22 protein-coding genes and 1 pseudogene are annotated in these 20,194 nt (G+C 70.4%); 19 read left to right on the top strand and 4 right to left on the bottom strand.

Features of this window, described 5'->3' with window-relative positions; translation table 11 throughout:
- Positions 1-16: 16 nt before the first annotated feature.
- On the bottom strand, positions 17-625 hold the full coding sequence (locus IE318_RS22520) for a TetR/AcrR family transcriptional regulator (protein WP_189903095.1): 609 nt from the start codon (positions 623-625) through the stop codon (positions 17-19).
- 74 nt (positions 626-699) lie between these two features.
- Between IE318_RS22520 and IE318_RS22515 the strand changes: the two genes are divergently transcribed.
- From IE318_RS22515 to IE318_RS22500, 4 genes are all read left to right on the top strand, one after another.
- Positions 700-924 carry a tyrosine-type recombinase/integrase gene (locus tag IE318_RS22515; protein ID WP_189903093.1) on the top strand — a complete coding sequence of 75 codons (225 nt, stop codon included), beginning with the start codon at positions 700-702 and terminating at the stop codon, positions 922-924.
- Between the two features lie 35 nt (positions 925-959).
- A complete protein-coding gene (locus IE318_RS22510; protein WP_189903090.1) occupies positions 960-1,703 on the top strand; it encodes an SOS response-associated peptidase in 744 nt (247 codons plus the stop codon).
- Positions 1,704-1,837: 134 nt separating this feature from the next.
- On the top strand, positions 1,838-3,025 hold the full coding sequence (locus tag IE318_RS22505; RefSeq protein WP_189903088.1) for an AI-2E family transporter: 1,188 nt from the start codon (positions 1,838-1,840) through the stop codon (positions 3,023-3,025).
- Positions 3,026-3,128: 103 nt separating this feature from the next.
- A complete protein-coding gene (locus IE318_RS22500; protein ID WP_189903085.1) occupies positions 3,129-3,542 on the top strand; it encodes an SRPBCC family protein in 414 nt (137 codons plus the stop codon).
- A 132-nt stretch (positions 3,543-3,674) separates the two neighbouring features.
- Here the strand turns inward: IE318_RS22500 and IE318_RS22495 are convergent, their stop codons facing one another.
- Complete coding sequence (locus IE318_RS22495; RefSeq protein ID WP_189903083.1) at positions 3,675-4,079, bottom strand: hypothetical protein; 405 nt, start codon at positions 4,077-4,079, stop codon at positions 3,675-3,677.
- Between the two features lie 466 nt (positions 4,080-4,545).
- Between IE318_RS22495 and IE318_RS22490 the strand changes: the two genes are divergently transcribed.
- The 6 genes from IE318_RS22490 to IE318_RS22465 all read left to right on the top strand — a co-directional run bounded on the left by IE318_RS22490 (position 4,546) and on the right by IE318_RS22465 (position 11,009).
- Positions 4,546-5,103, top strand: a complete 558-nt coding sequence (locus IE318_RS22490; RefSeq protein WP_189903081.1) for a hypothetical protein — start codon at positions 4,546-4,548, stop codon at positions 5,101-5,103.
- Positions 5,104-5,147: 44 nt separating this feature from the next.
- Positions 5,148-5,744: a hypothetical protein gene (locus IE318_RS22485; protein WP_189903079.1), complete on the top strand. Its 597-nt coding sequence runs from the start codon at positions 5,148-5,150 to the stop codon at positions 5,742-5,744.
- Between the two features lie 267 nt (positions 5,745-6,011).
- Positions 6,012-7,340, top strand: a complete 1,329-nt coding sequence (selA, locus tag IE318_RS22480; protein WP_229903694.1) for an L-seryl-tRNA(Sec) selenium transferase — start codon at positions 6,012-6,014, stop codon at positions 7,338-7,340.
- A 9-nt stretch (positions 7,341-7,349) separates the two neighbouring features.
- Complete coding sequence (locus tag IE318_RS22475; protein ID WP_189903232.1) at positions 7,350-9,233, top strand: selenocysteine-specific translation elongation factor; 1,884 nt, start codon at positions 7,350-7,352, stop codon at positions 9,231-9,233.
- Positions 9,234-9,800: 567 nt separating this feature from the next.
- Positions 9,801-10,007, top strand: a complete 207-nt coding sequence (locus IE318_RS22470) for a helix-turn-helix domain-containing protein (RefSeq protein WP_189903075.1) — start codon at positions 9,801-9,803, stop codon at positions 10,005-10,007.
- 30 nt (positions 10,008-10,037) lie between these two features.
- Positions 10,038-11,009 (top strand): recombinase zinc beta ribbon domain-containing protein, encoded by a 972-nt coding sequence (locus tag IE318_RS22465; RefSeq protein WP_189903073.1) that lies wholly within the window; start codon positions 10,038-10,040, stop codon positions 11,007-11,009.
- Here IE318_RS22465 and IE318_RS22460 read toward each other — a convergent pair.
- Complete coding sequence (locus IE318_RS22460) at positions 11,006-11,947, bottom strand: helix-turn-helix domain-containing protein (RefSeq protein ID WP_189903071.1); 942 nt, start codon at positions 11,945-11,947, stop codon at positions 11,006-11,008. The two genes, IE318_RS22465 and IE318_RS22460, sit on opposite strands and share 4 nt — an antisense overlap.
- Positions 11,948-12,171: 224 nt before the next feature.
- Between IE318_RS22460 and IE318_RS22455 the strand changes: the two genes are divergently transcribed.
- From IE318_RS22455 to IE318_RS22415, 9 genes are all read left to right on the top strand, one after another.
- Positions 12,172-12,360 carry a hypothetical protein gene (locus tag IE318_RS22455; RefSeq protein WP_189903069.1) on the top strand — a complete coding sequence of 63 codons (189 nt, stop codon included), beginning with the start codon at positions 12,172-12,174 and terminating at the stop codon, positions 12,358-12,360.
- A 456-nt stretch (positions 12,361-12,816) separates the two neighbouring features.
- Positions 12,817-13,854, top strand: a complete 1,038-nt coding sequence (locus IE318_RS22450; RefSeq protein WP_189903067.1) for a ParB/RepB/Spo0J family partition protein — start codon at positions 12,817-12,819, stop codon at positions 13,852-13,854.
- A 64-nt stretch (positions 13,855-13,918) separates the two neighbouring features.
- Complete coding sequence (locus IE318_RS22445; RefSeq protein WP_189903065.1) at positions 13,919-14,122, top strand: hypothetical protein; 204 nt, start codon at positions 13,919-13,921, stop codon at positions 14,120-14,122.
- A 318-nt stretch (positions 14,123-14,440) separates the two neighbouring features.
- On the top strand, positions 14,441-14,800 hold the full coding sequence (locus tag IE318_RS22440) for a hypothetical protein (RefSeq protein ID WP_189903063.1): 360 nt from the start codon (positions 14,441-14,443) through the stop codon (positions 14,798-14,800).
- Positions 14,801-14,861: 61 nt separating this feature from the next.
- The gene (locus tag IE318_RS22435) at positions 14,862-15,182 is read left to right on the top strand and encodes a zinc finger domain-containing protein (protein WP_189903061.1); all 321 of its coding nucleotides are present in this window, start codon (positions 14,862-14,864) and stop codon (positions 15,180-15,182) included.
- Positions 15,183-15,295: 113 nt separating this feature from the next.
- Positions 15,296-16,279: a hypothetical protein gene (locus tag IE318_RS22430; protein WP_189903059.1), complete on the top strand. Its 984-nt coding sequence runs from the start codon at positions 15,296-15,298 to the stop codon at positions 16,277-16,279.
- Positions 16,280-16,495: 216 nt separating this feature from the next.
- Positions 16,496-17,242 carry a ParB/RepB/Spo0J family partition protein gene (locus tag IE318_RS45115; RefSeq protein WP_229903684.1) on the top strand — a complete coding sequence of 249 codons (747 nt, stop codon included), beginning with the start codon at positions 16,496-16,498 and terminating at the stop codon, positions 17,240-17,242.
- The gene (locus IE318_RS22420; RefSeq protein ID WP_189903057.1) at positions 17,239-18,687 is read left to right on the top strand and encodes a ParB N-terminal domain-containing protein; all 1,449 of its coding nucleotides are present in this window, start codon (positions 17,239-17,241) and stop codon (positions 18,685-18,687) included. Before IE318_RS45115 ends, IE318_RS22420 begins: the two co-directional genes overlap by 4 nt.
- Positions 18,688-18,714: 27 nt before the next feature.
- A complete protein-coding gene (locus IE318_RS22415; RefSeq protein WP_189903055.1) occupies positions 18,715-19,233 on the top strand; it encodes a hypothetical protein in 519 nt (172 codons plus the stop codon).
- 379 nt (positions 19,234-19,612) lie between these two features.
- Here IE318_RS22415 and IE318_RS22410 read toward each other — a convergent pair.
- Positions 19,613-19,960 (bottom strand): annotated as a pseudogene (locus tag IE318_RS22410) (HNH endonuclease family protein); the annotation flags it as partial.
- Positions 19,961-20,194: the final 234 nt, after the last annotated feature.

The raw sequence follows: 20,194 nt of genomic DNA, 5'->3' as shown, positions 1-20,194 counted from the left end.
AGGCCGGGGCAGGGGGTCAGTCCCCGGCGCGTCCGGTCCGGCGCAGGTCGGCGATCCCCTGGTCGAGCGCGGCGCGCAGGTGGGCCGACCGGCCCGTGGACAGCAGGATCGACACACCGCCCTGGATCGCGGCCAGCAGGGCCGCGGCCCTCGCGTCGACGTCGATGTCCGAGGGCAGCCTGCCGGCGGCCTGCAGCGCCCGGATGCCCGCCGCCAGGCTCTCCTGCCAGCGCCGCATCAGCTCGATCACGATCGCCCGCGCGCCGGGGGTGGAACGCCCGATCTGAAAGAACAGCGACCCGAGCGGGCAATGGTCGCCCTGCGCCTCGTAACGCTCGACGACCACGTCCCGCCACCGCTCCCAGGCTTCCCAGGAGTCCAGGCGGCCGAGATGGGGCTGCTGGTCCTCGATCACCTGATCGGCCTCGAACCGGGCGACCGCCAGCAGCAGTTCGTCCTTGCCGGCCGGGAAGTAGTGGAACAGCTGGCTCTTGCTGGTGCGGGTGCGCGCCATGATGTCGTCCAGCGTCGTCCCGGTGACACCGCGCTCCCGCAGGACCTCGGCGGCTCCCTCGACGATCCGGCCGCGCGTGGCCCTGCCCTTCGCCGTCAGCTTCCCGGTCATGCCGACCTCCACAGAATGGACTGGGCGGTCCACTGTAGTCGGCCGGTTCCGTGAAGCGATCAAGAAGGTCGACCATGACTGGTCGCCCGCACGGCCTGCGGCACTGGTTCGCTACCACCGCACTCAGTCATGGTCTGCCACTCTTGGATGTGTCCAGGTGGCTCGGGCACAAGAGCATCAAGGAGACGGCGGAAGCGTATGGGCACCTCACCCCCGACTCGACGGGCCGGGCTGTGAAGGTGACGGGTCGGGCGCTGACCCGGCACCGTGCTGATTTGGTGCTGACCGACATGGCGTGATCTGGCGTTTCCGCAGGTCGGAGAGGTGGTTCGATATGTGCGGTCGCTACGTCTCCACGCGCAGCCCCGGAGACCTGGTCCGGCACTTCCGGGTCACCGAGTGGCGCCCTCAGGACGCACTGGAGCCGAGCTGGAACGTCGCACCCACCGACCCGGTGTGGGCCGTGCTGGAGCGCACCCCGCGGGAGGACCGGGAGGAGGGCTCGGTGCGCCGGGAGCTGAGGGCGCTGCGCTGGGGGCTGGTTCCGTCCTGGGCGAAGGACCTGCGGATCGGCGCACGGCTGATCAACGCACGGGTCGAGACCGTGCACGAGAAGCCCGCCTTCCGCCGTGCCTTCGCCAAACGCCGCTGCCTGCTGCCCGCCGACGGCTTCTACGAGTGGCAGCAGGTCAGGGCGAAGGACACCGGCAGGACGCGCAAGCAGCCGTACTTCATCCACCCCGAGAACGGTGAGGTGATGGCGCTCGCCGGCCTGTACGAGTACTGGCGCGACCCGGAGGTGGCGGGGGAGGACGACCCCGCCGCCTGGGTGACGACCTGCACCGTCCTGACCACCGAGGCCACCGACGCGGCCGGCCGCGTCCACCCCCGCATGCCCCTCGCCCTCAGCCCGGACCACTACGACGCCTGGCTCGACCCCGGCCACCAGGACCCCGGTGGGCTGCGGGAGCTGCTCGGCCCTCCGGGGGGCGGCCATCTGGCCGCCCGGCCCGTCTCCCCGGCCGTCAACGACGTCCGCAACAACGGGCCGGGCCTGCTGGAGAAGCCCGCGCCGTGACCGGCGCCCACCTGCGCCGGACGGGCAGCCCTGTCCCCCGATGACCGGCGCCCTGGCGCGTTGCGCCCGGACACCCGCCCGGGCGGCCCGTACCGTGCTGTGGACGTGACCGTCGGGCGGCAACGGGAGGCGCGGTGACGGAAGCGGGCGGTCCGGCGTCCGGGCGGCGCGGCGGGCGCCGGCCGGGCAAAGTGGTGCTGGGCAGCCGGCCGGCGCACTCCGTGCGGCTGCCGCCGCCCTCGCGCTCCGGCCCGGCGGCCCTGGCCACCGAGCACCCCCGGGCCGAGCGCACCGTGCCCTGGCTGCGCGTCGCCGCCGCCTACGCCTGGCGGCTCATCCTCGTCGGCATCGTCGTCTACGGCGTCTTCACGATCCTCGGCCGCTTCCAGCTCGTCGCGGTGGCCCTGTTCATCGCGCTCGTCGTCACCTCGGTCCTGCGCCCCCTCGCCGACCTGCTGAACCGTCTGCTGCCACGGCCGCTGTGCGTCGCCGTGGTCCTGGTGGGCAGCGTGCTGCTCGTGTCCGCCCTGCTCGCCTTCGTGGGCGAGGCGGTCGCGGGGGAGTGGGCGCAGCTGGCGGAGGAGCTGCGCGGCGGCATCCACCGGATCGAGCGGTGGCTCCAGGGTCCGCCGTTCCGGATCAGTCCCGGAAGGCTCACCGCCCTTCAGGACCAGCTCCTGGCCTATCTGTCCGCGCACCGGGCGAGCCTGCTCAACAGCGCGCTCAGCGGCCTGGGCCGGATCGTCGAGCTGGTCACCGCCGGTGCGCTCGCGCTGTTCACCTCCGTGTTCTTCATCCACTCAGGAGAACGCCAGTGGCGCTGGGTGCGGGACGTGCTGCTGCCCGCAGGCGCCCGGCCGGTGTGGGACCGGGCCGGGCACGCCGCCTGGCGTGCCTTCGCCGGGTACACGCGCGGCATCATCATCGTGGCCGCCACCAACGCCGTACTGGTCGGCGTCGCCCTGATCCTGCTGCGCGTGCCGCTCGCCCTGCCGCTGATGCTGCTGGAGTTCTTCGCGACGTTCGTGCCGCTGGTGGGCTCGCCGGTCGCGCTCGGCGTGGCCACGGTGGTCGCCCTGGCCGGGCGCGGCCCGATCACGGCGCTGGCCGTGCTGCTGCTCATCGTCGTCATCGGCCAGCTCGAAGGGCATGTCCTGCATCCCCTGGTGATGGGCTGGTCGGTCCGCCTGCACCCGCTCGTCGTCGCCGTGTCCGTCATCGCCGGCAGCATCGTCGCCGGTGTGATCGGCGCCGTCGTCGCCGTCCCGTTCGTCTCGGTCGTCTGGGCGGTCCTGTCCGCGCTGCGGCCCGCACCGCCGTAGCGACGCGGACGCCCGAGCCGTTCGGCGGTGGCCTTTTCGGCCGCGGCAGAACGGGCACGCGTTCCTGGGTACGACCCCCGAGCAGCAGAGGAACGGTGCCGTGATGTCCGAGTACGAACGTTCACGCACGATGCCCGCCCAGCCCGAGCAGGTCTTCGACCAGGCGGCCAACGTCGGCCAGCTCGACGCCTGGCTGCCGGACGCCCTCCACGTGCGCGTCGAGGAGCCGCCCGCCGTCACCGTGCACGAGGACCACACCGACCAGGACACCTCGGCCCTGATGCGCGCGGAGCGCGAGCAGATGCGGATCGAATGGGGGACCCGCGAGCAGGGCAGCTACGCCGGCTGGCTCCAGGTCTCCGGCATCGGCGGCGGCGCCAGCGAGGTGACCGTCCACCTGTCGTTCTTCGAGGACAGTCACGACCCGGGCGAGCGCGCCGCCCTGGAAGCCCTCGACGACAGCCTGCGGCGGCTGGAGGACCAGGTGCGGATGCGCGTGGAGCACGCCAGCGGCTGAGCCGCCGGAGGCGGACGGAAACACACCGCGGTGCGCGGTCCTCACCGGACCGCACACCGCGGCTGTCGTTCACCGAGTGGGTTGGAGACTCGGCGTCAGAGGGGCGGTGACTCGACGCTCGGACCAGAGGGCTCAGTACCCGCCGTGGTCTCCGCCACCGTGGTCTCCGCCACCGTGGTCGCCACCGCCGTGGTCGCCACCGCCGTGGTCTCCGCCACCGCCGTGGTCTCCACCGCCGCCGTTGTAGCCGTGGTGGCCGCCGTAGTCGCCATAGCCGCCGTGGTCACCATGGTCGCCGCCGTGGTCTCCACCGCCGCCGTTGTAGCCGTGGTGGCCGCCGTAGTCGCCGTGGTCACCGTGGTCACCGTGGTCGCCGCCGCCCCACCAGTCGTCGCCGGATCCCCAGCTGTAACCGGAGTGGTCGTAGCCCGAGTCGTGAGCCGAAGCGGTCCCCGCTGCGCCGATCGCGGCGCCGCCTGCCATGACGATGCCGGCCGCGGACACGGCGATGAGACGCTTAACGCGCTGTGCTCGCATGGGTAGTACCTTTCCTTCCATCGTCTCGCGCAAGGGAACCGCGCGAGGAGGATGGCCGCGCCCGCCGGATGGATGAGAAGGTGCGGCGCGGTCTGAGGTGTCGCCGCCGTATGTGAGAAGCACGTCTCGGTGCCCGACGCCGCCACGTCCCGTCCGCGCGGGATCGCACGGGCGAGCGTTGCGGCAACGGCCCCCGCTGTGGAGACCACGCCGGACGGGGCGTGCCCCCGTTTGCGGCTCTCATCGGTAGACGCTAGTCGCCCCTCGGCCGGTCGGCATCTCGAGAGGGCGCCCCGGGCAACACGGCAACGCCCTTTGTTCCGGCCGGAATACGCGACGGAACGGGACCCTCCGGTGACGGTGTGTTCCGGGGCGGCAGCCACGGCATGTGCCTGGGCAAAGCAGCGCCCACGCGCATGATGCGGCCGCGGAGGGGCAGACGGACCAATGCCCAAGGGGGTGTCACATGTCCACGGGAACCCTTCTCGCGATCATCATCCCGATCGTCGTCGTGCTCGCCCTGATCGCCGTGGCGGCAACACTGCTGACCAGGCGCCGTCACCTCCGTGAGCGCTTCGGCCCCGAGTACGAACGGACGGTCGAGGACGCCGAGAGCAGGCGGGCCGGTGAGCGTGAGCTCAGGGCCCGCGAAAAGCGGCACGACGCGCTCGACATCAAGCCGCTGCCGGCCGTCTCACGGGACCGCTACACACGCGAGTGGAGCAACGTCCAGCAAGAATTCGTGGACCGGCCCGAGGACGCGGTGCACGACGCCGACCGGCTGGTGACCGCGCTGATGCACGAGCGCGGCTACCCGACGGAGGGCTTCGAGCAGCAGGCCGCGGACCTCTCGGTGGAGCACGGCCGCACGCTCGAGCACTACCGCGCCGCCCACGAGGTCGAAGCGCTGAGCACCAGCAGCAAGGCCACGACCGAGCAGCTCCGGGGCGCCATGGTCCACTACCGGACGCTCTTCGACGAACTGATCTCCGACGGGGGCCGTGCCCAGCCCGCCCCCTCCTGAGAACCCGCCTGCCCCGCCGTCCCGGCAGGGAGGAACGGAACGCCATGCACAGCAACGAGAAACCGAGCCGCTTCGGCCGCGGCCTGTCCACCGAGGATCTCGCCCAGGAGACCTCCTCCTCGACCGGAACCCCGGTCTATCCCGGTGAGAGCACGGGCGAGGCGACGACACGGCGCCCCACCGTGGAGCGGCCCGAGCGAGCAGAGCGCCCCACCGTGGAGCGACCCGAGCGAGCGGAACGGCCCGAGGGAGCCGAACGAGCCGAGCGGCCCGCGGCCACCCCGGACACCGGCCGGGACACCGGCACGCCCACGGGCACCACCACGGGCACGGCCCCGGACCGGCCCGAGCCGCCCGCCCCCGAGGAGGCCACCCCTCGGCTGCTGACCCCGGACGAGGAACAGGCCTTCCGGGAGCGGTGGCGCGCGGTGCAGAGCAGGTTCGTGGACGACCCGCGCGAGGCGGTGCACACCGCCGACACCCTCGTCGCGGACGTCATGCAGACCCTGGCCGCCACCTTCGCCCGGCACAAGCAGGATCTGGAGGGCCAGTGGAGCCAGGGGGAGAAGGTGGACACGGAGGACCTGCGCAGGGCGCTGCAGCGCTACCGGGCCTTCTTCAACCGCCTCCTGAGCACCTGACCCTCGCCCGGCGTGTCATGCGGGCGGTGGCCGGGACCGGGAGACGATGGGCGTGGTACCCGCACCGCCATCAGGCCGGGCCAGGAACGGAGGGGCTGCGTGGACCAGCGGGTCGCGGAGCAGACCGAGACGGAGCAGAGCGAGACCGAGCAGAGCGAGACCGAGCAGAGTAGGACCGAGCAGAACGAGTCGGAGGGGAGCGAGACCGACCGAGGCGAGACCGAGGAGAGCGGGGCCGAGGGCACCGGCCCCGACCCGCGACGCCGGATCCCGCGCACCGACGCCGTCCTGCGCGACCCGCGTCTGGAGGCGGCGGTGGCGCGGCTCGGGCCGGAACCGGTGAAGGCCGCCGTCCGGCGGGCTCAGCAGCAGGCGCGCCACGGCACGCTCCCGCCCGAGGAGGTCGCGGACACGGCGGTGGCGCTGCTGCCGTCCACGGCCTGCGGCCTGCGCCCGGTGATCAACGCCACCGGAGTGCTGCTGCACACCAACCTCGGCCGGGCGCCGCTGTCGGCGGCGGCCCGGCGGGCGGTGCTGGACGCCGCCGGACCCACCGACGTCGAGATGGACCTGCCGACCGGTGTCCGGGCCCGCCGGGGCCGCTCCGCCCTGGACGCGCTGCGCGCCCGGGTGCCGTCCGCCGCCGCGGCACACGTCGTCAACAACGGCGCCGCCGCCCTCGTCCTCGCCGCCACCGCGCTCGCCACCGGCCGGGAGATCGTCATCAGCCGGGGGGAGATGGTGGAGATCGGGGACGGCTTCCGGCTGCCGGACCTGCTGGTGTCCACCGGAGCCCGGCTGCGCGAGGTCGGGACCACCAACCGTACGAGCGTCGAGGACTACGCCGACGCGATCGGCCCCGACACCGCCTTCGTCCTGAAGGTCCACCCCTCCAACTTCCGCATCACCGGCTTCACCCGCGCCGCCGGCACCCGCGAACTGGCGGCACTGGGCGTGCCGGTCGTCGTCGACATCGGCTCCGGGCTGCTCGCCCCCCATCCGCTGCTGCCCGCCGAGCCCGACGCCGAGACCCAGCTGAGGGCGGGCGCGTCGCTGGTGACCGCCAGCGGGGACAAACTGCTCGGGGGACCCCAGTGCGGGCTGCTCCTCGGCGACGAGGACCTGGTCCGCGCTCTGGCCCGGCACCCCCTGGCCCGCGCCCTGCGCGTGGACAAGCTCACCCTGGCCGCGCTGGAGGCGACCCTCACGGGCCCCGCCACCCCCACCGCCGAGGCCCTGACCGCCGACCCGCGCGACCTCATGCGCCGGGCCGAACACCTCGCCGCCCCGCTGAGCGCCGCCGGTGTGGACGTACGGGCCGTCACCAGCACCGCCACGATCGGTGGCGGGGGCGCACCCGGTGTGACCCTGCCCAGCGCCGCGCTGTCCCTGCCGGAGCCGTATGCCTCCGTGCTGCGCACCGGCCCCGTCCCCGTGGTCGGCCGCCTGGAGGCCGGGAGGTGCCTGCTGGACCTGCGGGCGGTGGCGCCGGAGGACGACGCCCGGCTGGCCCAGGCCGTCCGGTCGGCCACTGCCGTGGCGGCCACCGAAGAGGCGGCCGCCACAGCGGTGACCGCCGCAGCGGTGGAGGGCTAGGTGGGCGCCATGCGGGTCCTGGCCACCGCGGGCCATGTCGACCACGGCAAGTCCGCCCTGGTGCGGGCGCTGACCGGGATGGAACCCGACCGCCACGCGGAGGAGCGACGTCGCGGACTCACCCTCGACCTCGGCTTCGTCTGGACGGGCCCGGACGCAGACGGCGAGCACCTGGCCTTCGTGGACGTCCCCGGGCACGAGCGGTTCGTGGCCACCATGCTGGCCGGGGTCGGACCCGTGCCCGCCGTGCTGTTCGTGGTCGCCGCCGACCAGGGGTGGCAGCCCCAGTCGCAGGAGCACCTGGCGATCCTCGACGCCCTCGGCGTACGGCACGCCGTCCTCGCCGTGACCCGCAGCGATCTCGCCGACCCCGAACCGGTGCGCGCCGAGGCGCTGCGGCGGCTGGCCGGGACCTCGCTGGGGCACGTTCCGTCCGCCGCGGTGAGCGCGGTGACCGGCGCCGGACTGGACGGCCTGCGCACCGAGCTGACCCGGCTCGCCCGCACGCTGCCGGTGCCGCCCGCCGACGCCGACGTACGGCTGTGGCTGGACCGGGCGTTCACGGTGCGCGGCCACGGCACCGTCGTGACGGGCACGCTGGGCGCCGGCACCCTGCGTGTCGGCGACCGGCTGGTGACCGGGGACGGCTCGGAGGTGCTGCGGGTGCGCGGACTGCAGTGCCTGAAGCAGGAGCGGACCGCCGTCAGCGGGGTGGCGCGCGTGGCGGTCAACGTGCACGGCGACCGGGACGGCGAGCTACGACGCGGTCAGGTGCTGCTGACCCCGGACCGCTGGCTGCGCACCGACCTGATCGACGTCCGCGTCACCGGCGAGCCCGCGGGCGAACTGCCCCGCACGGTCACCCTGCACATCGGCACCGCGGCGGTCCCCGTGACCGTCCGACCGCTGGGAGACGACACCGCCAGACTGACCCTGGTACGGCGGCTGCCGCTGCGCGTCGGGGACCGGGCGGTGCTGCGCGAACCGGGCGGCGGACGCCCGCCTTCCGCCGTGGTCGTGCTCGACGTGCGCCCGCCACGTCTGACCCGGCGGGGCGCGGGCCGCGCCAGGGCGGCGGAGCTGGCCGCGATGACCGGCCGTCCCGACGGCACGGCGGAGCTGCGGCGCCGGGGGCTGGTACGCCGCTCGGACCTGCTGGCGATGGGCGTACCCGCGCCCGGCGAGCCCGTCACCGGGGACTGGCTGGCCGACCCGGCGCACTGGGCCCGGCTGCGCGAGCGCCTCGCCGCCGAGGCCGAGCGCCACGCGCGGCAGCACCCCATGGAGCCGGGTCTGCCCGCCGAGGCCGCCCGGCGGCTGCTGAACCTGCCCGACCGGGCCCTGGTCGACGCCCTCGCCCGCACCCCGGGCAGCACCGAACTGCTGTGCCGTCAGGGCCGGTTGTACGGCCCCGACGGCGCCCGCCCCGATCTGCCCGAGCCCGTGCGGGCCGCCGTCGACGCCGTACGGCAGGAGCTGGAGAAGGCGCCCTTCCGCGCGCCGGAGGCCGACCGGCTCACCGAACTCGGCCTGACCCGCAAGGCGGTTGCCGCCGCCGTACGGGCGGGCGCGCTGCTGCGGATCACCGACACCGTCGTCCTGCTGCCGGGGGCGGACACCTGGGCCGCCGAGGTGCTGAGCCGGCTGCCGCAGCCCTTCACGCTCAGCGAGGCCCGCACGGCGCTCGAGACCACCCGCAGGGTCGCCGTGCCGCTGCTGGAGTTCCTCGACTCCCGAGGGCTCACGGAACGCGTCGACGACCAGCGCAGACGCTGCCGGACGGGGGAGAGCGACGGAGGCGGACGGGAATCGAACCCGATTTTTGACCCTAATGTGACCTGCGAAGACGCAGGGAATCGGGACAAACACACGCCTTTCGATGACGCTCGATGACATCAGCCGCCTCTCGGCGGCACTTAGTTTGGCCCGGGCCAAGCGGGCGTAGGCGGCCGGCGCCTGTGCCAGCGGGTTTGAGTGCAGATGGCCACACACGGCAGCACCCCCGAGCCGCAATGCGACTGGTGGGCTTTCGGTCGTGGCCGCCGCAGCCTGGGAGCGGTCGACGGAGCGGCCGGTCCGTGTCGGCGACAAGCTTCAGGACTTGTCGCCGGGTTTGCCTGAAGCGGCTGCCAATCGAGACAGCGCCCGCCACTCGAACATGGGTACGAACAGCCTTGGCCGGCGGCTGCCCGGACAACAGAGCTGTGTCAGGAACCCTCAGCTCCTGGGCCAGGGCCTACAGGATCGGCAGCGATGGGACTTGCAGGACGCGCTGTGCAGAAGTCGCTTTCCGGCACTTGCCCCTCCCAACCGCACTGGTCACCGTTGGCGCTGGTTCTTACCGATGTTGTTCGGGACAGCCTTGCTTTACCCGTGTATGGTGTGCCCAGGTTGGCGCGGGGGAGAAACGCGACAACAAATATGGCGACGACGAGTACTCCGGCTGCCGACCACGGCGGGATGAGCCTGGAAGAGGTCCTTGCTCTGCCCGTAACGGTCAACGTCGTGACTGCGGCCCGGGCGTTGGGTATCGGTCACAACAAGGCGTACGACTTGATCAAGGCGGGGCAGTTCCCTGTGCGGACGCTGGCAATGGGCAGCACGGTTCGCATACCGACGGCCGCCTTGTGGGAGGCGTTGGGGATCGGCCCGCTGCGGCACGATTGACCGCGGGCCGCTGAGTGATGGGGAGCGTGCATGCCGCGCTTGTACGGCTTCGACAACCAGGCGCTGACGCGTACCCGCGCCGAGGAGCGGCAAGTCGTTCGAGAGGCCGTTGGCCGGCTTCGTGCCGGGCAGTCGCAGGCCGAGGTCGCAGCGTGGATGAACGCCGAGGGGCACCGTGGCACGCTAGGCGGTGAGTGGACCACCATGACGCTCGGCCGCCTGCTGGACAATCCTGCGATCGCCGGACTAGAGCGGGATCCAGACACAGGCGAGCTGCGGGAGACCGGCCGGGAAAGGCTGATCGAACCAGAAGAGTTCGTGTGGTTGCAGGAGAACCGTCCTAGCCGTCTTGGCAGCCATCGCAGTGGTCAGCGCCGTGAGGACGACTACGAGTACCTGCTGACGGGCGGGCTGGGCGTGTGCGGCCAATGCGGACAGCAGATGACTGGTGGGCGGACCAGCGCGGGCACGCCCTCCTACCGCTGCCCCACGACCTTCGAGGGCCGAGGCGGGTGTGGCAAGGTCCGCATCACCGCGTCGCTGCTGGAGGATTACGTCGCCGAGCACATCCTTGGCGAGTTGGCGCGTCCTGGCGCGCAGGCCGCGCTGGAGGAGGCCCGTGCGCGCATGGCTGCCGAGGCTGACGAGGTGCGCGTTCGGATCACCAATCTGGAGAAGGCCCGGATCGAGTTGGCCGAGCCGTACGAGGGACGCCAGCTGTCGCGGGCCGCCTTCGGTGCTGCCGACCGGAAGATCGGGGACAGCCTGAAGAAGGAGCGGGCCCGCCTGCGGTTCCTGGAGCAGATCGTGGATGTGCCGATCGGCGGGGTCGAGGACCTGGCCCGCTGGTGGGAGCACGCGCCGCACAGCTCCAAGCGAAGCCTGTCGGTCCTGCTGTTGGAGAAGGTGCTCGTCCACCCCGCGCGGGCGCGCGGGGTTCGGGATGTGGACGACAGGGTCACGCTGCACTGGCGCGCCGACACCGTGCCTAGGGCGTCTTAGTCCTGTACGTCGTGGTCGGGTGACTTCGCCCACCAGTAGATGAGCTCGTTCAGGGTCTGCACGCCGAGCTTCTTGCGGAGCTGGCTGAGCTGTTCGTTGATCCAGGCTGGGCCGATGCCGAGGTTCTTCGCGGCCAGCGCCTGCGTGCGGCCCAAGCACAGCTCTCGCAGGATTGCCCGCTGCAACGGTGTGGTCGACAGGCCCTTCTCTTCGCCCCGTGGCCCGCTATCCCAGGGGTCGGCGCGTTCCCAGAACAGGTCGAAGGTGTGAGCGATCCGTGCCACTACGAGGGGATCGGAGATCATGACGGCTTCGTCGGCGGGAGGCTCGTTGTCGCTGGTGCCGGTGTGCACGGGAACGAAGGCCACGCGCCGGTCGAAGATGATGCTCCGGGGGAACCGGCCGTTGAGTGTGCGGATCTCCCCGCCGGCAGCGGCCATGGCCTTCGCCCAGTTGCCGACCGTGGCTACGCGGCGCACTGAGCTGTGGTACAGCGTTCGCATGGCCATGCCCTGCTTGAGAGCGCCAAGGTCCCGGTCGTAAGAGAACGCCAGGTCCTCCGGGGTCCGGGGGCCCGGCTGCGCAGACATGATCTCGGTGCGGGCGCTGGCGTGTTCGCGGGCGATGTGGTCGTTGACGAGACCGCGGCCCTTGAGGTGCTGGATGGTCTCGTTCGGCAGGCGGGCTGACTGGTACTGGTCGCGGAGGGTGGCCAGGAACCCCGGCAACGCGCCCAGGTGTGCGGTGAGCATGTCCATGTGGGCGTGTACCTGCTCGATCATCCCGAGCGCGGGGTACCTCGGCTCGATGGGGCTGTAAGTGTCGTTGCCTGCGTGCCAGTTCTTCACGACGAGCCCGGTGGCGAGCAGTTCAGCCAGGCCCGGAGTCCCAGCCGCCACTGACTCGCCGTCCAGTACCCGCTGGTACGCGACGATCACGTCATCGGACAGATCCGGCAGGTCAGGAACTTGTGGCACCTTTCAATCCCCTGATTTGTAAGCCTGGTGAAAGTACGGTGTAGATCACGCTTGCATATGACTTGCGCCCGTAACAAGGTGTGGTCTGACGGGCGCATGGCGCGAACTCAACGGTTCAGCAGACCAGTTGCCGCCTTCCCGTGCTGCCCGCTCCGACCAAGCGTTGAAACCTCAGGGGAAAACTAGTGCTCACCAAACGTGCCTTCCGCGTTGCTTCGATCGTCGTGCTCGCTGGTCTGGCCCTCATCGTCGGCGTGGAATCACATCACGCGCCGGGTCAGGTTCAGGCCGACGACACCACCTGGCTGGTCCAACAGGGCGACGGCGGCAACGGCGGCGGCTCCCGGATCCAGTCCCTCGATACGACCTGGTAGTTCCTCGCCTCGGGCCGGTGGGGGCCGGCCATGACGAGGGGGGACTGCGGGGTCGGTGGATGTGGCTGAGATCGAGGGCGGGGGACCGCCGTAGGGGAGGAATAGTGCAGTGGCGATCGATCCGGCCCGGATACGGAGACGCGCCCTCGAGGCTGAGCAGTCGGGCCGACGTTCTTTGAGTGTCGGTGAGGCTGTCGAAGCTCTACGCGCGTTGGCCGTAGTGGTCGGCGGGGAACCACGGGAGGGGCCGACGGGCGATCCTGTGGCGCTGCAGCAGGCAAGCTGAAACCACATCCGCATGGGGCGGGCATCTCTCGATGCCCGCCCCTCCGCATGCCCTCTGACCTGCAAAAATTCCCCCCAAAAATCTGGCCCAAGATCACCAGTGCGCTAGAATAAGAGGAGCGGGCAGGGAAGGGACCGGCCCGCACCGACCACGGCCTCTTGGAGCGAGCCATGACGATCACGACCCTCCCCATCGACCAGATCCATAGAAACGAGCGCCAGCCCCGCGAGTACTTCGAGCCCACCGCCCTGCAGGAGCTGGCCGACTCCATCAAGCGGTTCGGCCTCATGCAGCCCATCGAGGTCCGCCGCGACGGCGACACCTATGAGATCGTTGCCGGCGAGCGCCGCTGGCGCGCGCACCAGCTCGCCGAGCTCACCGAGATCAAGGTCATCGTCATCGACGACAACCTCACCGATATCGAGCGGTTCAAGCGGTCCGTCGCCGAGAACATCAACCGGGCCGACATGACGCCGATGGAGGAGGCCAAGGCCTTCCGCCGGATCCTCGACGACAGCGAGGGCGCCGAAGCCAAGGACGTCGCCAAGGAGTTCGGCAAGTCCACGCAGTACGTGATGCTGCGCCTGGCGCTGCTCGACCTGACCGAAGAGGTCCAGCAGCACGTCAACTCCGGCGCGATCGGCACCCAGGCCGCCGTCCAGATCGCCGCGCTCACCCCCGGCAACCAGGCCGCCGTCCTCAAGAAGTGGGCGGGCGGCGCCTTCGCCGGCGACAACGAGCTCGTCCACTTCGCGTACGCGCTCAAGCAGCAGCAGAACCAGGTCGTCGCGATGATCGTCGAGGACATGAGCCCTGAGGAGCGCGAGGAGCGGCAGCGCGAGCGCACCACGACCCGCAAGGACATCGACCGCATCGAGCAGGTGCTGGGACTGGTGGAGGAGCTGGCCAAGGCCGACGCGATGAAGCTCGCCATCGCCCTGGAGGGCGAGGTCACCAAGCGCCTGGAGCAGATGGACCGCGTCGCCGACGCCATCGCCAAGGCCCGGTTCAACCTGCGGCAGGCCAAGGCCCACGCCGAGGCCCGCGAGATCGCCCGCCTGAACCCCGACGCCGAACACCAGAGCCTCGCCCCGGCCAAGAAGGCCGCACCCAGGCCGCAGCCCCCCGCCGTCAAGAAGGCCGCGCCCAAGCCCATCGCGCCCCGGCCGAAGGTCCCGGCCAAGCGCGCCGTCTCCGCGAAGGCCTGACCCGACCGGCCCGCCCCCGCCTGGGGGAGGGCCGGGGCCGCTTTCGACCACCGAAGGGAACCCCGTGAGCAACACCCCCGGCCGCGACTGGCGGCGCATGACACCCGACGAGTTCGGCCGTCCCACCAAGCCCAAACAGGACGCGCTGTTCCTCGTCGACGAGCCCGACGCCTGCGGCACCGACGCCTTCGACGGCTACGGCTACGGCGCCACCCTGTCCGGCACCCAGGACGACACCGCCCCGCCCGACGAAGATCCCTCCCGCTAAATGTGCCACAACGCTCGACCGTGTTATGTTCTACTCGCTGAACGGGAACGGCTGCAGCCGCGGGACCGGCCCCTCAGCACTGCCGTGGCATGCGGCATCCCCCAACGGTGTCTGGCGGGTGGCAAACCCCCCGCGCCCTACCCGCCAGGCGCCGGCTCCGCCCATGCGGCGCCACACGGGGACGCCGCTCCACGCACTCGCGATTGGACCCGCCCACGCCGCCAGGCCGGGCGGGTCCCCGCGTCCATCCGGAGAAACCACATGACCGCGACCTATCGCAGCGACCATGCCGCTGACCCAGCCCTATACGAACGGCTCATGACGGAACGCTACGGACCGCTGGCCGAGGTCACGGCTGACCCAGCCCTATACGAACGGCTCATCACGGAACGCAACGGACAGCCGAGCAAGATCCTGGCCGAACGCACCCGCCCGGGCCCCCCTCCACCCACCCCGCCCCGGAGACCCGTCACCATGCGCCCGGCCTACACCGCCAAGCCCGACCCCGACGCCGCCGAGCACTTCGCCGACCTGCAGGAGGCGATAGGCGTGACGGTCACCCGCCCCGCCCCGGCCGCGACCACCAAGCGCACCCCGCCGGCTCCGGGCATGACCTGGTGCAACTCGTGCGACGGCTGGTGCACCCCGCAGGGCATCTGCGGCTGCAACAACTCGTGAGCGAGGCTGCGTTGCATCTCTTCCACGGTGGCGGCTTGCGGTGAGGCGGACCCGACCCAAGATGGAGCGGCCCACCGTCGAGCAGCTCCGCAACCTGATTAGCCGGAGCGAAAGCCGCGTCCTGTCCGCAGACGAGGCCGCCCGGCTGCGCGCCGGCATGGAGCACCTGCTCGCCAGCCAGGCCGGGCTAGCCACCGAGGTCACCCGGCTCACCCGGCTGCTCGCCGCCGGCTCCCGCCCCGCCCTCGACGTCGACTGCCCCACCTGCAAGGCGCCGGTGGGCTCAACGTGCGTCACCCGCTACGGGCAGCCCACTGGAGCGCCGCACAGCCAGCGACTTTCGACCGCCGTCCTTCCCTTCGGCAACACGAGGGGCACATGACCGGCCGGACCCCGGCAGCGGTGCAACGGCAGTAAGCTTGCCTGCACGACAGCCATTGCGGGGGAGTGACTGTGCGGCTGAATGTGAGGCGCCGGGAGTACATTGCCGAGCAAATGAGCGAAGTCACGAAGGCCCTCACAGCCCTTGGCCTGCCACCGCCGCCAGTTCAGGTACGGATAGCCCTGCGTCGCTGGTACTGGTCAAAAGGCGCCAACACACCGATCGGCTTGATGCGTGCCAGTGCCGTCGTTGCGTTCCTCACGCTCTACGCTCAGCTGTGTTATTGGCTGACCGTCTTTGTCACCAGGCTGTTTCACGCGCCAAAGCAGCACGAGAATGCAGATGTACCGGGGATCGACAACATGCCGTGGACTCCCTTCCTCTACGCCGCAGTTATCGGGTTGACGTTCTTTTTCGTGACCGCAACTGTCCAGGCAGCGTTCATCCTTTACATCGGCATCCCCTATGAGAGTGCGCGCCTGCTGTGGAAGGTCGTACCCCACAGACGCATGAGGGCGGTCGTAGCGCGCGAAACAGCTCTCATCGGGCGCATCGCGTCGGCGGTAGTGGCGGCAGACCGCATAAGGAGGCAAGGGAGCAGGAATATCCCGCGCAATGCCGGCCGGCTCGTCACATGTCTCAAAGCAGTCAAGCGTCAGGTTGCCAGTTCACATCAGGCCGCGGGAGTGCCAGTCTTCTCCTCCCGGGCTCGGCGACTACGCGAGCACCAGAACCTGGTGGTTGCAGCCATCCAGAGGGCTGAGACACAGCTCGATGTCGCCCCAATCGCCAGCTTGACCAGTCTCTCGACATTGCTGATGAAGATTGCGGACGGCTATACGCGAGGGCAGCGCGGCGCTCTCCTGCCGCCCGAAGATCTCCAGGACCTGCAGCCTGTTCGAGACTGGGAGCCAGTGCGAATGGTCATCACGGCCCTGTTCATCGCGGGCGCGGCTGTCGCCATCGCAGTGCTCAACCTGCCCGATTCCGCCACTACTGCCCTCGTCGGCGCGAGTGGTGTCCTTGGCGCATCCCTTGTATACGGGCGGGGTGCCCGCAGCGCCTTGGATGTCGCAGGCTTCGTGCAAGGACGGTGAAAGCCAGCTGAGGCTGAGTGGCTCTGTCCAGGAGTTCGTAGTGTCCGCCAGCGGTTCGGAAGAGTGTCTGGGTCTCCTGCCGCGACTGCGTGATCACCGGACGGAGGATGTAGATACCGGCGGCTGCTTGGCTAGATGGACCTGCTGAGCCGTTAATCCTTTAGGGTGGGCGGGCGTAGGGCGCGGGGGCACGCTCCTACACGAAGGGCTCCTGCTGTGAGTGCTGCGCCCGCCCGCATTCCTGAGTCGCTGCTGCCGCTGGCCGTCCCGATCGACGAGCTGGCCGAGTATCACCGCAACCCGCGCAGCGGCGACGTCGACGCCATCGCCGACTCGCTGCGCGTCAACGGCCAGTACAAGGCCATCGTCGTCAACCGCGGAACCCACACCGGCCGCCCCAACGAGATTCTGGCCGGTAACCACACGTGGGCCGCCGCCAAGCAGCTCGGCTGGGAGCAGATCGCCGCCACCTTCGTCGACGTCACCGACGAGGACGCGGCCCGTATCGTCGTCGTCGACAACCGCACCTCCGACCTGGCCGGCTACGACAGCGAGCTGCTGGCCGACATCCTGGAGGAGCTGCCCGACCTGGACGGCACCGGCTACGACCAGGACGCCCTGGACAAGCTGCTCGACGTGCGGGCCCTGCCCGAGACGATCGACCTGCCGAGCGACGGGCAGGGCACCGGCGCGATGGCCAAGCTGGAGTACCTGCAGTGGGGCTACCTGCAGTGGTCCAACATGCGCGTGCAGATCACCGCGGCCGAGGTGGAAACCCTCAACCAGATCTACGAGCGGTACACCACCGAGAACCGCGGCGACCTCGGCTTCGGCTGGCACCTGCTGCAGGAGGCCCACACCGAGACCGCCGAGGCCCCCGACGTCGCCGTCGAGCCCGCCCCCGACAAGGACGAGCTGCCCGACGCCGACGAGGACGAGGACGCGGAGGACGAGGACGCATGAGGACCGCCGCACCCCAGACCACGTTCTACGAGGCGTATCCGCTGGCTGACCTGCAGCCCGCCGACTACAACCCGCGTCTGCTGAGCGAGGAGGCCTTCGAGCGACTGAAGGTGTCCATCGGCCGGCACGGCATCGTCAAGCCGGTCATCCTCAACGCGGACGGCACCCTGGTCGCAGGCCACCAGAGAACCAAGGCGATGAAGGCCCTCGGCATCACGCACACGCCGGCGGTCATGCTGGGCACGAAGGTCCGCCTCACCGACGAAATCCAGTTCAACCTCCTCCACAACCGCGTGGAGACCGAGGCGAGCATCGTCTACGCCGAGCCCGGCCCCGTGGGCGCCTGGTCGTGGATCCCGTGGGAGACCATCAACGTCGCCCACTCCCGCAACAAGCCGTTCCAGCAGGCCATCTCCTACATGACCGGCGGGCACGGCGCGTGGGGCAGCGTCGTCATCGACGACCAGGGCCGCATCGCCCTGAACGCCGAGTACGCGGTGGTGGCGGCCGCGAACCACTTCGACATCCTCGCCTGGACCTGCCCCTCCCTGGACGCCGCCCAGCTGGTCGCGGACCTCACCGGCGAGTACGGCGTCTACGACTGGTCCGGCCTGGAGGACCAGGCGCCCGTCTACAACCAGCACATCGTGCAGCCCAAGCGGCTGCGCCAGTACAGCTCGCTGAAGAAGGCCGGGAAGCTCGCCTACAAGAGCGAGACGTGGGAGAAGCTGGCCCTGCCCCGGCTGCGCAAGCAGCCCGACATGCGCGTGGTCGACTTCGGCGCCGGGCACGGCGACTACGCCAAGAAGCTGCGCGCCGAGGACGGCTACCTGATCGACGACTACGAGCCGTACCGCACCACGCCCGGCAAGTACGCCGTCGACATCAAGAGCGTCGTCGGCATGATCCGCACCATCGAAAAGCGGGTCGCCGAGCACGGCCTGTACGACATGGTGGTCCTCGACTCCGTCATCAACGCCACCACGTCGCTGGACTACCAGCACTGGGTGCTCACCACCGTCAATGCGCTGTGCCGGGCCGACGGCACGGTGTGCATCGGCACCCGCAACCTGCTCGCCGAGCTGAACTTCGAGAAGAAGCAGCACTCGACCAGCCGGCACGACTCCACCCGCCTGTCGTTCCTGGACAAGGAGAACGTCGACATGCGGTTCATGCAGGGCAAGTGGATGCGGATCCGCTACCACACCCCCGAGTCGCTGCAGGAACTGCTGGAGGCGTACTTCGGGGAAGTGAAGGTCGTCGGCCGGTCCAACGCCACGCTCCGGGCCACCTGCAAACGCCCTCTCAGGCTTTCCGACCTCGATTACGAAAGGGCCTTGGACGAGGAATTCAATATGCCTTACCCGAATGAATTCCGGCATGGCCGCCATAAGCAGCTCGTGGAAAATTTGGTAAAATTGGTGAAAGAAAGGGGAACGCCCTAGCATTCATCAAGAGGGGGGATTCAAGTAATGCCACAGCTGCCTGTCAGGGTCGGTCTGAACAGCGCCACGCCATACCTGATCATGTGGCTGGCCGGGGTTCGCAACGTGAACCTCGACCGCCACTGCCTGGAATCGTTCGGTGCCTCCGACCGCCACCCCGTCAACCCACGGGCACCCCGCCAGAGCATCACCCTGCCGGCGGAGAACCCGCCGCTGGCCTGGTACGTGTGCGCCCTTCCCCACCCGTGGGACTGGACGAAGAACGCACACCTGGCCTTCGAGTACACCGAAGGCCACCAGTGGGAAGGCCCCGCCCTCGTGCGGGGCCTCACGGTGACCCTCGAAAACGCTCGCCCTATCACCGGATGGGGCGAGCACTCAATACCCGCCTGGGCTCGCAGGCGGGACCAGTGGAGATACCGGACCTGCCGTAACTGGCAGTTCGCGTGGTGGCTGCGAACCAACCGGAACGCACCCGACGCACCGCCGTCCACCTGGCGACCGCCGCAAGATCCGAACGGACCGCAGCAGCTGACCTTCCTGTAGGCCAGGCGGCCTGGCGCCTCCCAAGGCGTCGGGCCACACTGCCGGTTATGGCCGTTGCCGCGAGCGTTCGTGCGTCCGCTCGGCAGCCCGGACAATCTCCTCCAGTGCCGCCACGAGGTCGAGCGCCCGGGCGGACTCCACTGGCTCGACAACCTGATCGCCCACGATCTTCGCGGCCATGAGCTGCCCCAAGGCGCGACGACCGGCGTGGAGGGTGCAAGGGGTGCCTCCACTCACATGCCCCACACGCCCATGGCGGGGTCAGGCACCGGGCAAGGTTGGGAACGCTATGACCGGGCTGCTGGTCACAGGGCACACGCGACTCCGGCCGAACCTCCCCCAAGTGCACTGCCCACTGGGCTGCAGGGCCAGCGCCGGGCTACCGGGCCAGGGTGACGGTGATGGGGCTGTCGGGACATTGGTTCAACGTCTCGGCCAGTGCAGACTGTTCGCCGGCGTCGATGTTCAGGCCCCAGCGCATCTTGTCGGCCACCCAGTCGAGTCACGTACGTACAGCGGTAGCCGACGGCCGGCGGCAGCCACGTCGTCGGGTCCTGGTCCGCCTTCGACCGGTTCGAGGCGGCGGACACCGCGATCAGCGCCCGGTCATCCCCCAGGTCGTTGGCGTAGGCCTCCCGCTCCGCCGGGCTCCACGCGTACGCGCCGGAGTCCCAGCTTCCGCGAGCGGCACCAGGTGGTCGATGTCCAAGCCCCGGGGGCCATCGATGCCGCTCCCTGAAGATCAACCGCAACGACTGCGGATAGAACACCCCGGCCAGCAGGAAGAGGGGCAGCGGAACCGCTGTCCCTCTTCCTGTCCAGCTGACCGGCGGCGCGCCGAGGTCAGGGCCGGCGCGCCGCCGGCGTTCATCCGCCCACCGGTGCGGGTCTCGGTCAGCCGCCGGCGTGCGGTGGTTGCGGGTCAGCGGTGGTGGTGGCCGCCCCAGGAGACGGAGTCGAT

This window comes from Streptomyces spiralis, from assembly GCF_014654675.1.
GTDB classification, from domain to species: domain Bacteria; phylum Actinomycetota; class Actinomycetes; order Streptomycetales; family Streptomycetaceae; genus Streptomyces; species Streptomyces spiralis.
The sequence above is the reverse complement of the archived record's forward strand: the minus strand, read 5'-3'. Positions and strand labels throughout refer to the sequence as shown.

Bases quoted from the DNA above. Each gene is read 5' to 3' on its own strand.
- IE318_RS22520 (WP_189903095.1), bottom strand. From the start codon at position 625: ATGACCGGGAAGCTGACGGCGAAGGGCAGGGCCACGCGCGGCCGGATC.
- IE318_RS22515 (WP_189903093.1), top strand. From the start codon at position 700: ATGACTGGTCGCCCGCACGGCCTGCGGCACTGGTTCGCTACCACCGCA.
- IE318_RS22510 (WP_189903090.1), top strand. From the start codon at position 960: ATGTGCGGTCGCTACGTCTCCACGCGCAGCCCCGGAGACCTGGTCCGG.
- IE318_RS22500 (WP_189903085.1), top strand. From the start codon at position 3,129: ATGTCCGAGTACGAACGTTCACGCACGATGCCCGCCCAGCCCGAGCAG.
- IE318_RS22495 (WP_189903083.1), bottom strand. From the start codon at position 4,079: ATGCGAGCACAGCGCGTTAAGCGTCTCATCGCCGTGTCCGCGGCCGGC.
- IE318_RS22490 (WP_189903081.1), top strand. From the start codon at position 4,546: ATGTCCACGGGAACCCTTCTCGCGATCATCATCCCGATCGTCGTCGTG.
- IE318_RS22485 (WP_189903079.1), top strand. From the start codon at position 5,148: ATGCACAGCAACGAGAAACCGAGCCGCTTCGGCCGCGGCCTGTCCACC.
- IE318_RS22475 (WP_189903232.1), top strand. From the start codon at position 7,350: ATGCGGGTCCTGGCCACCGCGGGCCATGTCGACCACGGCAAGTCCGCC.
- IE318_RS22470 (WP_189903075.1), top strand. From the start codon at position 9,801: ATGAGCCTGGAAGAGGTCCTTGCTCTGCCCGTAACGGTCAACGTCGTG.
- IE318_RS22465 (WP_189903073.1), top strand. From the start codon at position 10,038: ATGCCGCGCTTGTACGGCTTCGACAACCAGGCGCTGACGCGTACCCGC.
- IE318_RS22450 (WP_189903067.1), top strand. From the start codon at position 12,817: ATGACGATCACGACCCTCCCCATCGACCAGATCCATAGAAACGAGCGC.
- IE318_RS22440 (WP_189903063.1), top strand. From the start codon at position 14,441: ATGACGGAACGCTACGGACCGCTGGCCGAGGTCACGGCTGACCCAGCC.
- IE318_RS22435 (WP_189903061.1), top strand. From the start codon at position 14,862: ATGGAGCGGCCCACCGTCGAGCAGCTCCGCAACCTGATTAGCCGGAGC.
- IE318_RS22430 (WP_189903059.1), top strand. From the start codon at position 15,296: ATGAGCGAAGTCACGAAGGCCCTCACAGCCCTTGGCCTGCCACCGCCG.
- IE318_RS22420 (WP_189903057.1), top strand. From the start codon at position 17,239: ATGAGGACCGCCGCACCCCAGACCACGTTCTACGAGGCGTATCCGCTG.
- IE318_RS22415 (WP_189903055.1), top strand. From the start codon at position 18,715: ATGCCACAGCTGCCTGTCAGGGTCGGTCTGAACAGCGCCACGCCATAC.